Origin of the sequence: Desulfovibrio porci, from assembly GCF_009696265.1 — a bacterium.
GTDB lineage: Bacteria > Desulfobacterota > Desulfovibrionia > Desulfovibrionales > Desulfovibrionaceae > Desulfovibrio > Desulfovibrio porci.
On record NZ_VUMH01000003.1, the window covers coordinates 122,756 to 137,471 of the forward strand.

Here is a 14,716-nt window from a genome sequence, read left to right on the forward strand (position 1 = left end):
ACTCCGGGGGGGGGGTATGGTCCAAAACCAACGCCTCAGTCCATGTATTCTCTGCAAGCCTCGTGCCGGATCACCTGGCGGTAGACGTCCGGCGCGGTGTCCCCCTCGGTGCTGATGAGCAGAACCACGGCCTTGCCGTCCAGCCCCAGGGCGGCGCGCATGGCGGCCGCCTCGGGCGCGCGGCTCAGATAGTCCAGCAGGCCCGCGCCCACGGCTCCGGATTCGCCGGAAACCAGGGCCGGATCGCCGGGCAGGGGCGCGGCCAGCAGGCGCATGCCGTGAGCCGCCACGCCGTCCGGACAGGCCGCGGCGGCGAAAAGATGTTCCCGTAAAATCTCCCAGGCCAGCGTGCTGACCTCGCCGCAGGCCAGTCCGGCCATCATGGTGCGCAGATCCCCGTCCACGGCTCTGGCGCGGCCGTCCCCGGCCCGCACGGAACGGAAAACGCAGTCCGCGTTGTGCGGTTCCACGCTGATTGCCAGAGGGGCGGCGACGCCGGCCTCAGCCGCCTCAATGGTGAAAAAGCCAAGCACGGCGGCGGCAAAGGAGCCCACGCCCGCCTGCAGAAAAATATGCGTGGGCCGTTCGCGACCCAGAGCCCGCATCTGCTCCAGCGCTTCCAGAGCCAGAGTCGTGTAACCCTGCATGATCCAATGCGGGATTTCCTCATAGCCCGGCCAGGCCGTATCCTGCACCAGCACGCCGCCCGTTGCCCGCGTATACGCGGCGGCATGGCGCACAACGTCGTCGTAGGTCAGATCCGTGATCTCACAACGCGCGCCCAGGGCGCGGACAGCCTCCGCCCTGGCCTCGGCCGAGCCCTTGGGCATGAAAACCACGGCCTCCAGCCCGAATTGGCGGGCGGCCCAGGCCAGACCACGCCCGTGATTGCCGTCCGTGGCCGTGACCAGGGTCACCTCCCCCACCCTTTCCCGCGTCTCCGGCGTCCCGAGCGCAGGACCGATGCTGTCCGGCGGCAGCTCCAGACGCCGGGAAAGAAGGCGGGCCACGGCCCAGGACGCGCCCAGCGCCTTGAAGGCTTTCAGGCCGAAACGGCGGGACTCGTCCTTGACGAAGATCCGGCCCAGACCGAGCCGGGCGGCCAGACCGTCCAGGCTGTACAGGGGGGTGGGGACGTATTCCGGAAAGGAGGCGTGAAAACGGCGAACCTGCGACGCCCGCGTCGGGCCAAGGAACGAATACGCCGCCGGAATGGCGTCGGGGTTCAGGACATGGGCGTCACAGCGGGCGTTGAAGGCCAGTTCCACGGCTCGCATGCGCTCAATCCAGCTTTGCTTCGGCCAGCCAGGCCTCAAAATGAGCCAGGTTTTCCCCGAAATTGCGGCGGCCGTAGCCCATGCGAAAGTAGGGCTCGTCCACGCCGTAGACATTGCCGGGCAGAAGCAGCACCCCGGCCTGGCGCGCCAGACGCTCGCAGAACTCCGTCGCCGGACCGTCAATATTGATCCGATGGAAGCCGACAGGCCCGGCCAAGGGGCGGTTGTGGATGAACAGACCGGCGTGCCGGGCGAAAAAGGCGTCTGCCAGAGCCAGGTTGGCCCGGACGATGGCCCGGTTGCGCGCCAAAAGGGCCGGAGCGTGGCGCAGGGCCGTCAGGGCCAGTTCTTCCGACGGCGTAGCGCAGCAGATGCTCAGATAATTCTTGAAGCGGCTCAAGGCCGTGAGCGTTTCACGATCACGGCTGGCCAGCCAGCCAATGCGCAGTCCCGGCAAGCCGTAGGCCTTGGAAAGCACGCCGATGGAAACGCCCCTTTCATACAGCTCACAGACCGAAGAACGGGCGCGCCCGGCGTTTTCGTCCGGCCCGTCCGGATCTTCCAGACCCTTGTAAACCTCGTCGGCGATCAGACGAATGCCCCGCCGCGCCGCCAGTTCGCAGAGCGCGCGCAGTTCCGCCTCACTCAGGGCGTAGCCCGTGGGATTATGGGGCGAGTTGATCACGATGGCCCTGGTGTCGGGCCGGAGCAGGGATTCCAGTTCGTCGAAATCCAGCACCCAGCCGCGCGCCGTCTGGCGGAAACGCCAGAACGACACGTCGCAGCCCACGGACCGCGCCACCTCATACAGGGACTGGTAGGCCGGAAACATGCAGACCAGATGATCGCCCTTGTCCAGCAGCACGTTGCAGCAGGAAAAAATGCCCTCCTGCGCGCCGGTCTGCACCAGCACCTGATCCCCGGTCACGCCCTGGTACAAACGGGCTATGGCCCGCCTGAGTTCCGGCCTGCCGTCATTTTCGGCATAGCCGAGCCGGGTTTGCAGAAAAGCCTCCCGCGCGGCGGCCGGGTCCGGTTCCAGCACCAGCAGTTCCGCGATGCTCAGGGCCTCACAGTCGGACTGGGCCAACAAATACGGTGCGGAAAATTCGTGTCTGCCGAAAAATACTTCCAGTTCAAAATCGGGAATGCGCATCTTCAATCCTTATCTTCCGGCGCGGCCCTGCGGAGAGCGCGCACGCCGTCAGCGACCCGAGCGGTAGGGACGGTCCGCCCCGCGATCGTCGTCCGGCGGATTTTCCAGGCCCGGTTCATACACGCAATACCCCAGCCTGCCGCGCTTGGCCGTATACATGGCCGCGTCCGCCCGGCGGATCAGTTCATCCAGCGTCAGGCCGGGTTCTTCACTGCGCACAATGCCGATACTGGGGGAGAGATCCCGCAACATCTCGGAATTTCCGAAGGTTTCGCGCATCAGCTCCACCAGTTGCCCGGCCTTGCGAATCAGGAAATCCAGCGGGTGGTCCCTCAGATAGAGAACGAATTCGTCGCCGCCCAGACGGGCGGTAAGGGCTTCGGGACAGATTTCGCGCAGCAGGCCGGCCACCGTGACCAGAACATGATCGCCCGCCTGATGCCCGCAACGGTCATTGACGGCCTTGAAATTGTCCAGATCCATATAGAGCAGGCCTTCGGCTCCCTCCGTCACGCCGGAACGCACGCGTTCATAGAAATAACGCCGGTTGTACAGGCCGGTCAACGTGTCGGTATTGGCATTGCGGGCCAGCCGACGCTCGAACTCGCGCTCCAGGGTGACGTCGCGAAAGATCACGATAGTGCCGATGCGGTGGGAAAAGACATCCAGAATAGCCTGTTCCTGGACATCCAGAAGCATCTCCCGGCCGTTATGCTCCCAACGCAGTTCCTCACGCCCTTCCACCCGCACCAGACGGCCCTCGGCCAGGGCCTTTTCCCGCCAGATCCGGCAATTCTCGTCCAGGGCAACCTCGTCGGCAACGTCGAAAAATTCCCGGAATTTTTCATTGACGTTCACGACACGGTCCTCCGCGTCCGCAATCAGCACGGCAAAGGGCAGACTGCGCAGCAGCAGTTCCAGTTCCGCGCTCAGGCTGGCCAGATTGGTCACATCCAGGGCAATGCCCACCGTACCCATGATCCGCCCGTCATCATCAAAGAGAGGCGACTTCCAGGTCTTGAACTGACGCATGCCCTGCTTGCTTTTGACGATCTCGTCAAAAACACGGGTTTTCCCTTCTTCCATGACCACGACATCGGTTTCCAGGCAGACGTATTCGCCTTTTTCGTATTCTTCCTTCTTCAGGTCCCAGATATAATAATGACCACGGCCTTCGATGTCCCGCTTGCTTTTGCCCACGGTACGGCAGAAACTTTCGTTGACCTTGAGATGCGCGCCCTTGACGTCCTTGATCCAGACCAGGGACGGCGTGGTGTCGATGATCGTATCCAGATAAAGCTGCGTAAGGCGGACATCCCGTTTCAGCTTGAGCCCGTCAAGCAGCTTGGCGAAACGGAACGCAAGCGCCGCCGGAGTGTGCGGCCCGGTCCAGATATCGTCGATCTGCGTCCAGAATTCCTCGGACGGGTTCGCGGCAAGCCCGGCGGGCGCCACAAGAATGATGACGGCCTCCGCTTTGGTCGCGCGACGGATGCCCGGCAGGCTTTCCGCTTGCCCGGCATTCAGAAAAATGACGTCGTCGTGTGCTAAATCCCGGCAATCAGCGCCGTCCGGACAGAAATCGACGGTAAAGATGTGCTCGAAATGCTCGCGCGGCATCACAGAACGCAGCGCATTTTCCAGCATCACGTCTCCACCGCAAATTCTGATCCGCAAGCTGCAATGATACATGCGCCTTAGTCTCCTTTGCCGGAGGGGGAAGCCCGGCGGGCGGCGTACCGTTTCTAGCGCATTTTGGCTCAAAACAGTGTTTCCCGCAAGGAATAATCCACCAAATACCGTAAACTTAAGTAAAAAACTAGGGATTAAAAACAACTGCTTTCCGCCCGGCATGAGGCGGGCAGCCTCATCCCCGACGGCTGAGCACGGCCAGACGCGCGGCTCTGGCGCTGCCGTAGCGCAGCCGCCACCAGAAACGCCGCGCGCGCAGGCGGGCGCGGTCCAGGCAGAGGTAGACCACGGGGGTGGTGTACAAGGTCAGCACCTGGCTGACCAGCAGGCCGCCCACAATGGTGATGCCCAGGGGCTGGCGGATCTCCGCGCCGTCGCCCTGGCCCAGGGCCAGAGGCACCGCGCCGAGGATGGCCGCCGCCGTGGTCATCATAATCGGCCGGAAGCGCAACAGGCAGGCCTCGTAAATGGCCTTGTCCGGCGGCAGGCGGCGAACGCGGGAGGCGTCCAGGGCGAAGTCGATGAGCATGATGGCGTTTTTCTTGACGATGCCCGCCAGCAGCAGCACGCCGATGAGCGCTATGACGCTGAACTCCATCTTGAAAAGCATCAGGGAAAGCAGGGCTCCGCCGCCCGCCGACGGCAGGGTGGAAAGGATGGTCAGGGGGTGGATCAGGCTTTCATAGAGAACGCCCAGCACGATATACAGGGCGGCCAGGGCGGCCAGAATCAGAATGACCTGGCTGCTCATGGTGTCGCTGAACATCTTGGCCGTGCCCTGGAAGCTGCCCACAATGCCGGAGGGCATGCCGATTCTGACCCGCGCTTCGGCAATGGCCGCCTGCGCCTCGGAAAGTGCGGCCCCCTGGGCCAGATTGAAGGAAATGGTCACGGCGGCGAACTGGCCCTGATGCGCCACGGAGAGGGGCGCGAAGGCCGGGCCCACGCTGGCCACACTGAGCAGGGGCACCAGACCGTCCTTGCCCGGCAGGCGCACCTTGTCCAGGGCCTGCGCGCCTTCCAGCCAGTCCGGAGCGTATTCCAGCACCACGCGGTACTGGTTCTTGTCCTGATAGATGGTGGAGACCTGGCGCTGGCCGAAAGCGTTGTTCAGGGCCGCGTCCACTTCGCGCATGTTCAGGCCCAGACGGGCCAGGGCGTCGCGGTTGACCGTGATCATGGTCTGGAGCCCGCGCTCCTCGATGTCGCTGTCCACATCCTTGAACAGGGGAACCTTGGCCAGCGCCTCCTGCAAACGACGGCCCCAGGTACGCAGTTCGTCCAGGTTGTCGGCCTGCAGGGTGTACTGATACTGGGAACGTGCGCTGCGCCCGCCCATCATGATGTCCTGGGCCGGTTGCAGAAAAATCTGCAAACCCGGCTCGGAGGACAGCTTGCCGCGCAGCCGCCCGATGACCGCCTGCGCGCCGATCTTGCGTTCCTCCAGGGGCTTGAGCGAAATGAACACCCCGCCCCCGCCGCGCCCGCCGGAAATATGGGCCGAAACCTGCTCCACGGCCGGGTCCGCGCGGATCACGTTGACCAGTTTTTCCAGTTTGACCTGCATGGCCTGGAAGGAGGCGCTCTGGTCCGCCCGGATGCCGCCCATGATCACCCCGGTGTCCTGCTGGGGGAAAAAGCCCTTGGGCACCACGATATACAGCCAGATGTTGCCCGCGATGACCAGCAGCAGCGAAAGGATGGTCAGGCGCGGATGGCGCAGCACCACGGCCAGACTGGCGGCATAGCCGCGCTGCATGCCCGCCAGCATGCCGCCCCAGGCCTGGCCCACGCGCGTGCACCATTGCCGCAGCGGGCTCAAAAAGCCCGTGCGGGATCGCAGCAGGCGCTCCTTGCGCCGGGCCAGGTCCACGTCGAAGGGACGCAGCAGCTTGGCGCACATCATGGGCGTGGTGGTCAGGGAGACCAGCATGGACACCAGCACCGCCGTGGTCAGCACCACGGAAAATTCCCGGAACAGCCGCCCTACAATGCCGCCCATGAACAAAATGGGCGTGAACACAGCCACCAGAGAAATGGAAATGGACATTACGGTGAAGCCCACCTCGCGTGCCCCCCGCAGGGCCGCGCGCAACGGGCTTTCACCCATTTCCAGACGGCGGACGATATTTTCCAGCACCACAATGGCGTCATCCACCACAAAACCCGTGGACACGGTGAGCGCCATGAGCGAGAGATTGTCCAGGCTGTAGCCGCAAAGATACATGACCCCGAAGGTGGCGATAAGCGAGACCGGCGCGGCCACGGCCGGAATGCTGGTGGCTCTGGCGTTGCGCAGAAACAGAAAGGTCACCAGCACCACCAGGCCCATGGCCAGCATGAGACTCTTTTCCACTTCGCGCAAAGAGGCGCGGATGGTCAGGGAGCGGTCCATGCGCAGCGTCAGGTCCGCGCTTTCCGGCAGCCAGGAGCGCAATTGCGGCATCATGGCCTTGACCCGGTCCACAGTCTCGATGATGTTGGCGCCGGGCGAACGGAAGACGATCAGCAAGATGGCCGGTTTGCCGTTGGCCACGGCCATGTTGCGCACGTCCTGCGAGGAATCCTCCACCCGGGCCACGTCCGAGAGGCGGATGGTCCTGCCGTCCTTCTGGGCCACGATCAGCGGCTTGTAGTCGTCGGCCTTCAAAAGCTGGTCGTTGGCCCCCACCAACCAGAAATTTTTGTCGTTCTCCAGCATACCCTTGGGCAGAAAGGCGTTGGCCGCGGCCAGGGCCTTGCGCACGTCCTCGGTGCTCACTCCCGCGCGGTTCAGGGCGTCGGGGATGGCCTCCACCCGCACGGCGGGCAGGGCTCCGCCGCCCACGGTGACCTCGCCCACGCCGGGAATCTGCGAAATCTTCTGGGCCAGCACTGTGGAGGCCGCATCGTAAAGCTGGGCGCGGGTCAGCACGTCCGAGGTGATGGACAAAATCATGATCGGCGCGCCCGAGGGGTTGACCTTGCGGTAGGAGGGATTGGACGGCATGGTCGGCAGGGTTGAACGGGCCGCGTTGATGGCCCCCTGCACGTCGCGGGCCGCGCCGTCTATGTCCCGGTCCAGATCAAACTGCAAAATCACGTTGCTGGACCCCAGGCTGCTGGAAGAGGTCATTTCCGTGACCCCGGCGATGCGCCCCAGGGCCCGCTCCAATGGGGTGGCTACGGTGGCGGCCATGGTTTCCGGGCTGGCGCCGGGCATGCGCGCGCGCACCACCACCACGGGAAAGTCCACTTCAGGCAGCGGAGCCACGGGCAGCAGGCCGAAGGCCACCATACCGGCCAGGGCTATGGCGATGGTCAGCAGCGTGGTGGCCACGGGCCGCCGGATGAACGGCGCGGAAATATTCAGCGGAATGAATTCCGGCCCAAAGCGGCGGCGCTTTCCCCCGCCCGCCTTGTCGGCGTCGCCGGGCGCGCTCATGCGCCCTCCTCCACGGGCCGCGTGCCTTGCGTGGACTTATGGCGCAGACGCAGGCTCATGCGGTCAAACCAGAGATAGATGACCGGCGTGGTGAAGAGCGTCAGCACCTGGCTCACGATCAGGCCGCCCACCATGGTCACGCCCAGGGGCCGCCGCAGCTCCGCGCCCATGCCCCAGCCGATCATCAGAGGCAAAGCCCCCAGCAGGGCGGCCATGGTGGTCATCAATATGGGCCGCAGGCGCAGCAGGCAGGCTTGACGGATGGCGGCCAGCGGCGGCTTGCCCTCCCCCCGTTCGGCCTCCAGGGCGAAGTCGATCATCATGATGGCGTTTTTCTTGACGATGCCGATGAGCAGGATGATGCCGATGATGCCCACCACACCCAGTTCCATGCCCGCCAGCAGCAGAGCCAGCAAGGCCCCCACCCCGGCCGAAGGCAGGGTGGAAAGGATGGTCACCGGGTGGATGTAGCTCTCGTAAAGCACGCCCAGCACGATGTACATGGTCACGATGGCCGCCAGGATCAGCCAGATCTGGTTGTCCGTGGAGGACAGAAAGGCCTGGGCCGCGCCCTGGAACTGGGTGCGCAGAGCCGGGGGCAGGCCCAGCTCCTTTTCCACAGCCAGCACCGCGTTCACGGCCGCGCCCAGCGAGGAATCGCGGGCCACGTTGAAGGAAATGGTGGCCACCGGGAACTGGCCCTGGCGCGCGATGGAAAGCTGGGCCGGGCGCTCCTCCAGCGTGGCGATGCTGGTCAGGGGCACGGGATCGCCCGAAGAACCGCGCACATGGATGTTCTCAATGGCCGCCGGGCCCAGGCGGAAGCGCGGGGCCACCTCCAGCACCACCTTGTATTGGTTGGTCTGGGTGAAGATGGTGGATATCAGACGCTGGCCCAGGGCGTCGTAGAGGGCGTTGTCGATGTCCGACATGCTGATGCCCAGCCGCCCGGCCGCGTCACGGTTGATGTTCAGCCAGGCCATGCGCCCCGGCTTCTGGAGGTCGCTGGTCACGTGCTCCAGCTCGGGCCGTTCGGACAAGGCCTGGACCACGCGCGGCACCCAGGCCTGCAACTGCTCCCGGTTCAAAGCCTCCACGGTGAACTGGTACTGGGTGCGCGAGACACGGTCCTCAATGGTCAGATCCTGCACGGGCTGCATATACAGGGTCAGCCCCGGCAGGTGCGCGGCCCGCGCCATGAGCCGCTTGGCAATGGCCGGGGCGCGGGCGTCGCGCTCGGAAAGCGGCTTGAGTTCCACGGTCAGACGCGAGGTGCCCAGACTCTGGTTGATGCCGTCCACACCCACGAAAAAGACCACGCTTTCCACGGCCGGATCCTGCAGGATCATGTCCGCCAGTTCACGCTGGCGTCCGGCCATGGCCGCGAAGGAGGTATCCTGCGGGGCCTCGGCAATGCCCTGGATCACGCCCGTGTCCTGCACCGGAAAAAAGCCCTTGGGCACCACGATATACAGAATCACGGTGAGCGCCAGGGTGCCCAGGGCCACGCCCAGGGTCAGGCGCTGGTGGGCGAAAACCCAGTCCAGCCGGTGCTCGTACCAGAGCAGCAGACGGCTGAAAAAGCGGCCCGCCTCCTTCTCCCCGGCATGACGCTCGGGCCGCAGCATGACCGCGCAGAGCATGGGCGTGAGCGTGAGGGAGATCACCGCAGAAATCAATATGGTCACGGCCAAGGTCACGGCGAATTCGCGGAACAGCCGCCCGGCCACATCCCCCATGAACAGCAACGGGATGAGCACCGCCACCAGGGAGATGGTCAGGGAGATGATGGTGAAGCCGATCTGGCCCGCGCCCTTGAGTGCGGCCTGGAGGGGCCGCTCGCCCTGCTCCAGGTAGCGGGAAATGTTTTCAATGACCACAATGGCGTCGTCCACCACAAAACCGGTGGCGATGACCAGAGCCATGAGCGTGAGATTGTTCAGGGAAAATCCGGCCAGATACATGACCCCCAGCGAACCCACCAGAGACAGGGGCACTGCCAGGGCCGGGATGATGGTGGCCTCCACATTGCGCAGAAAAATCCAGATGACCCAGATAACCAAGGCCACGGCCAGCAGCAGTTCCAGTTGCACGTCATGCACCGTGGCGCGGATGGTGGTGGTGCGGTCCGTAACCACGCGCACCTCCACGTTGCCGGGCAGGGTCTGCTGCAGTACGGGCAGCAGGCGGGTCACGCTGTCGGCCACGCTGATGACGTTGGCGCCGGGCTGGCGCTGCACCGAGAGCACAATGGCCGGGCGGAAGGAATCCTTGCCGTCCGCGCCCGCCGCGGCCACATAGGCGGCCAGACGCGCGTTTTCCGCGCCCTCCAGCACATCGGCCACGTCCGTGAGGCGCAAGGGTGCGCCGTCCTTGTAGCCGATGATGGTCCGGGCGTATTCCCGGGCCGAGGAAAGCTGGTCGTTGGCGTCGATGGTGCTGGCCCGTTCCGGCCCGTCAAAGCTGCCCTTGGCGTCGTTGACGTTGGCCGAGGCAATGGCCGAGCGCACGTCGGCCAGGGTCAGGCCCGCACCTGCCAGGGCCTTGGGGTTGACCTGCACGCGCACGGCCGGGCGCTGCCCGCCGGACAGCGTGACCAGACCCACGCCGGGCAGTTGCGAAATCTTTTGCGCCAGGCGGGTGTCCACCAGGTCTTCCAGACGGGTCAGGGGCATGGCGTCGCTGGTCACGGCCAGGGTGACGATGGGCGGGTCCGCCGGGTTGACCTTGTTGTAGACCGGCGGATTGGGCAGATCGCCGGGCAACAGGTTGTCCGCCGCATTGATGGCCGCCTGCACCTCCTGCTCGGCCACGTCCAGGGCGATGGAAAGGTCGAATTGCAAGGTGATGACCGAGGCCCCGGCCGAGGACAGGGAACTCATCTGCACCAGGCCGGGCATGATGCCGAACTGGCGCTCCAGCGGAGCCGTGACCACCGCCGCGATGACGTCCGGCGACGCGCCGGGATAGAGCGTCTGCACCTGGATGGTGGGATAGTCGATCTGCGGCAGGGCCGCCACCGGCAGGGAGCGGTAGGCCAGCAGGCCCGAGAGCAGCAGGGCCACCATCAGCAGGGAGGTGGCGATGGGGCGGAGGATAAAGATGCGGGAGAGGTTCATCGTACATGCACCTTACCCGCTCAAAAGAAGAACGGGCTTGTCGCTGAGATTTCAGGCGTCACATCCCCGACGGCTGTAATCGGCCTGTCGCAAACTTTTTATGTTGCGCCCTCCGGGCACAAGGTTCTTCGCCAGTCTGGCGATGGGCCGCCTCCGGTGCGGGCAACAAGGGGGCTGACGCGCGGACGAGGAATGCTTCGCCCTTGGGGCGCGGCGTTTTCCGCTCCGCTCGAGTTTGGGCCGCCTTCCCGGCGCGGGGCGGGGCTTGCCCGCGTGCGGGCTACGCCCCCTAAGCGCCGCGTATCAACATCCAACGGCTGAGCATCTCCTTCTCAACGACCGTCAGCGGATGGCATTGCGCGGCGCGAAGAGAGATCACCCGAGCCTGCGCAAGCATGGCGAGGGAAGCTCCCGCAGCAAATGCCGCGCAGCCCTCGCGGAATGAGAGCGTTGGAAAGCCTGGCGGGGGGTGCTCCGGGGGGTTGCAAGGGGGCGGAGGAGGGGGCGCAGCCCCATAACCCGCCCCCTGCCCGCGCCGGAGGCGGCCCAAGCCACAGCGTGACGCAACATCGCGCACCCGCAGGCACACAAAACCCCGTCCGGGCGACAAGCCCCTAAAAACTAACCGCCAATCCGGCGGAACCCTCTACTCCACCGGCTCCGCCTTCGGCGTCTCCACCGTCGCCGCCACCTTGACCTTGATGCCGCCGCGCAGCCGGTCCAGGCCGTCCACCACCACAACTTCCCCGGCCTTCAGGCCCTTGTCGATGACCGTAAGCCGGTCCGTGCTGATGCCCGGCGTCACCTCGCGCACGTGGGCGATATCGTCGCCCTTGTCGTCCTTGCTCACCACATAGACGTAGGAACCGCGCGAGCCCAGCTGCACCGCCGAGGCCGGAATGGTCACGGCATCCTTGAGCATGCGGACCATCAGCCGGGCGTTGACGAACTGGTTGGGATAAAGCGCTTCGTCCTGATTGGGAAAACGGGCCTTGAGCCTGACCGTGCCCGTGGCCGCGTCGATCTGGTTGTCCAGGCGCAGCAGGGCGCCCACGGCCAACAGATGCTTCTGCTCCCTGTCCCAGGCCTGCACGGGCAGGGGCGGCAGGGAGGGATTTTCCTCGCGCTGCCGCAAGGCCTGCGCCACCAAAGGCACCTGGCTTTCCGGCAGGGTAAAGAGCACGTCGCAGGGGCTGACCTCGGTGATGCGCACCAGGCCGTCGCTGTCCGAACTTTTGATCTGATTGCCCTCGTCCACGTTGCGCAGGCCCAGCCGACCGCCCACGGGCGCGGTGATCCGGCTGTACTCCAGTTGCAGGCGGGCCGAATCCACGGCGGCCTTGTCCGCCTCCACCGTGCCTTCGTACTGGCGCACCAGAGCGCGCTGGGTCTCGTACTGCTGGGCCGCGATAAAGTCGCCCTTGGCCAGCTTGGCGTAGCGCGTCAGGTCGCGGCGGGCGTTGTCCAGCTGGGCCTGATCCTTGGCCAGATTGCCCTGGGCCTCGTCCAGAGCCGCCTGAAAGAGCCGGGGGTCGATTTCCGCCAGCAGCTCGCCGGCCTTGACGCGCTGGCCTTCCTGAAAGTGCAGGCGGACCAGTTGGCCGTCCACCCGGCTTTTGACCAGAACGTCGCTGGAGGGCGTCACCGTGCCCAGACCGTTGAGAAAATGCGGCACATCCTGCGCCACGGCCGTGGCCACACGCACCGGCGGCGCGTCCATGCTCATGCCGGGCCGGGCCGGGCCGCCCGCGAAAAACAGACGCCAGACGATCAACAGCGCCGCCAGGGCCAGCGCCAGCCAGATATAGATACGGCGACGGCCCGTATTCCGTTGCGCCCATGCCTTCACTCTTCATCTCCTTCCGCAGCGGGAACCGGGGGGAAATGCACGCGGAACACGGTTTCCTCCGGCGCGGCCATGCCGCGCTCCAGCCGCCAGCCCAGATGTTCACAGGCCCGCAAAGCCAGGGAAAGCCCCAGACCGCTGCCCGCTGACCCCGCCGGATTGACGGGACCGGCCGCACCGGTGAAACCGGCGGCGCGTTCCCGCGTCTGCCGGGCCGGACCGCTCACGCCGTCCGTCCGCATGCCGCGCACCCCGCGCGCGAAAATATCCAGATCTTCGGGAATGTGGCCGCTGTTGCGGACTTCCAGCATTCCCGGCGTCAAACGCAGATAAACGCGGCCATTCTCCGTGTAGCGGCAGGCGTTGTCCAGCAAATTTTTGAGGACAATGGCCGCGAGCTCCTTCTGGCCCACGCTCCACACCACAGACGCCATATCCGCGAAAAGCAGGACAGGCCCGTCCGCTTCCGGCGGGCATTCTTTCTCCAGAGCGGTGAGGCGCAGCATCCCGCTCCGCGTGCATTCCCGGATCAGGCCGCGCAGCTCGGAGCCAAGGTCCAGAGGCTCGCGCTCAATATCCTCGGGCCGCCGCGCCAGCAGCAACAGCGTGCGCACCGTGGCGGACATGCGCGCCGTGGTGCGCGAGAGCCGCTCCACCACCGGGGCCAGTTCCGCGCCCGCCGGATCGGGAAACGCGGCCAGACGCAGTTCCAGAATTTCCAGACCGCCCTGCATGACTGTGAGCGGCGTGCGCAGTTCATGGCTCACGTCGCCGGTGAAAAAACTTTCCCGCCGTACAAAATCCCGCAGATCCGCCTCCCGCGCGGCCAGCGCGCGGGCCAGCACGCCCACTTCGTCGTCCAGACCCACAAGGTCCGGCGGCAGGGGCGTGAACGCGCCGGGATCGCGCCGGTCCCGGTGTTCCACGGATTCGGTCAGACGGCTGAGCGGACGGGTGAGCCTGCGGGAGAGCACGACGGCCAGCACTACGGCCACGGCCAGTCCGGCCAGGGCGCAGGCCAGCAACATGCCGCCCAGGCGTGTCTTCAAGGCCTGAAGCGCGCCGGTATGGCCGCTCAGGGCGTACGTCACCCCGTCGCGCCGGACCAGGAGGACGAATTCCTCCATCTGTTTGAAAAAATGCAGTCCGTCGGGCAAATTTTCCCAGGCCGGGGGAACCTGTTTGCCCACCAGAAAACGCCAGTGCATGGCCTCGGCCAGATCCTCGCCGTAATAGAGGTTGCGGCGGCCACGGTCCTCAGCCGCCCAGGCGCGCTGTTCGGCCTCAATAAGCGCCTCCATAACGGGCCGAGCGTGCCAGCCCACCAGGTACGCGCCCAGGCGGTCGTAGGAAAACAGGCCCACCAGACCCAGCGTCAGGCCCAGCCCCAGGGCCAGCAGCACAAAGGCCGCCAGCATGCGCCGACGGATGCTGGCGCGCTGTTTCACGCTCCAGCCTCCGGGGCGAGGCTCAGACGATAGCCCACATGCGGCACGGTTTGCAGCAAGGGCACGGCAAAAGGCTTGTCCAGCTCACGCCGCAATTCATGGATATGGGTGCGCAGGGCGCTGCCCTCGGGGGCTTCGTCGCCCCAGAGCAGATGTTCCAGAGCCTCGCGCCGGACCAGGCCCGGCGCCACGCGGATCAGTTCGGCCAGAATGCGGAAGCCCGAGGGGCTCAGGCGCAGTTCGCGGCCCTGACGCACGGCCCGGTGCTGGACCGTGTTCAGGGTAAGATCGGCAAAGGTCCAGACGCCCTCCACCGCCGCCAAACCGCTCTTGCCCTCCGGACCGCCCGAAGCGTTCAGGCGGCCCCGCCGCAGCAGGGCCCGGATGCGGGCCTCCAGCTCCTTGAGGGCAAAGGGCTTGACCAGATAATCGTCAGCCCCGGCTTCCAGCCCGCGCACCCGGTCGGCCACGGTGTCGCGCGCCGTGAGCATCAGCACGGGCACGGCGCTGCGGTGCTCCTCGCGCAGCATCCGGCACAGGCTTACGCCGTCCAGGCCGGGCAGCATGATGTCCAGCACAATACAGTCAAAACATCCCCGCACGGCCATGTCCAGTCCGGCCCGGCCATGCCGGGCGCAATCCAGCTCATAGCCCAGCGGTTCCAGATAGGCGTACAAATTGGCGAGGATGTCCTCATTGTCCTCAATGAGCAGAAGGGAGACGGGCATGGCGCACCTGCGGCGGATTTACACCG

At 65.6% G+C, this 14,716-nt stretch carries 8 protein-coding genes; all 8 read right to left on the bottom strand.

The features are described from left to right. Window positions 1–35: 35 nt before the first annotated feature. The 8 genes from FYJ44_RS04395 to FYJ44_RS04430 all read right to left on the bottom strand — a co-directional run bounded on the left by FYJ44_RS04395 (window position 36) and on the right by FYJ44_RS04430 (window position 14,690). Window positions 36–1,277, bottom strand: a complete 1,242-nt coding sequence (locus FYJ44_RS04395) for a diaminopropionate ammonia-lyase (protein WP_154509529.1) — start codon at window positions 1,275–1,277, stop codon at window positions 36–38. Window positions 1,278–1,281: 4 nt separating this feature from the next. Beyond that, a complete protein-coding gene (locus FYJ44_RS04400) occupies window positions 1,282–2,433 on the bottom strand; it encodes an aminotransferase class I/II-fold pyridoxal phosphate-dependent enzyme (RefSeq protein ID WP_154509531.1) in 1,152 nt (383 codons plus the stop codon). A 48-nt stretch (window positions 2,434–2,481) separates the two neighbouring features. Continuing rightward, window positions 2,482–4,080 carry a sensor domain-containing diguanylate cyclase gene (locus tag FYJ44_RS04405; protein WP_229772493.1) on the bottom strand — a complete coding sequence of 533 codons (1,599 nt, stop codon included), beginning with the start codon at window positions 4,078–4,080 and terminating at the stop codon, window positions 2,482–2,484. 220 nt (window positions 4,081–4,300) lie between these two features. Next, window positions 4,301–7,549 carry an efflux RND transporter permease subunit gene (locus FYJ44_RS04410; protein WP_154509535.1) on the bottom strand — a complete coding sequence of 1,083 codons (3,249 nt, stop codon included), beginning with the start codon at window positions 7,547–7,549 and terminating at the stop codon, window positions 4,301–4,303. After that, the gene (locus FYJ44_RS04415) at window positions 7,546–10,668 is read right to left on the bottom strand and encodes an MdtB/MuxB family multidrug efflux RND transporter permease subunit (RefSeq protein WP_154509537.1); all 3,123 of its coding nucleotides are present in this window, start codon (window positions 10,666–10,668) and stop codon (window positions 7,546–7,548) included. Before FYJ44_RS04415 ends, FYJ44_RS04410 begins: the two co-directional genes overlap by 4 nt. 646 nt (window positions 10,669–11,314) lie before the next feature. Next, window positions 11,315–12,517: an MdtA/MuxA family multidrug efflux RND transporter periplasmic adaptor subunit gene (locus tag FYJ44_RS04420; protein WP_326833668.1), complete on the bottom strand. Its 1,203-nt coding sequence runs from the start codon at window positions 12,515–12,517 to the stop codon at window positions 11,315–11,317. After that, window positions 12,514–13,962 (bottom strand): sensor histidine kinase, encoded by a 1,449-nt coding sequence (locus FYJ44_RS04425; RefSeq protein ID WP_288229102.1) that lies wholly within the window; start codon window positions 13,960–13,962, stop codon window positions 12,514–12,516. The genes FYJ44_RS04420 and FYJ44_RS04425 overlap by 4 nt, the downstream gene beginning before the upstream one ends. Then, complete coding sequence (locus FYJ44_RS04430) at window positions 13,959–14,690, bottom strand: response regulator transcription factor (RefSeq protein WP_154509539.1); 732 nt, start codon at window positions 14,688–14,690, stop codon at window positions 13,959–13,961. Before FYJ44_RS04430 ends, FYJ44_RS04425 begins: the two co-directional genes overlap by 4 nt. Between the last annotated feature and the right edge of the window lie 26 nt (window positions 14,691–14,716).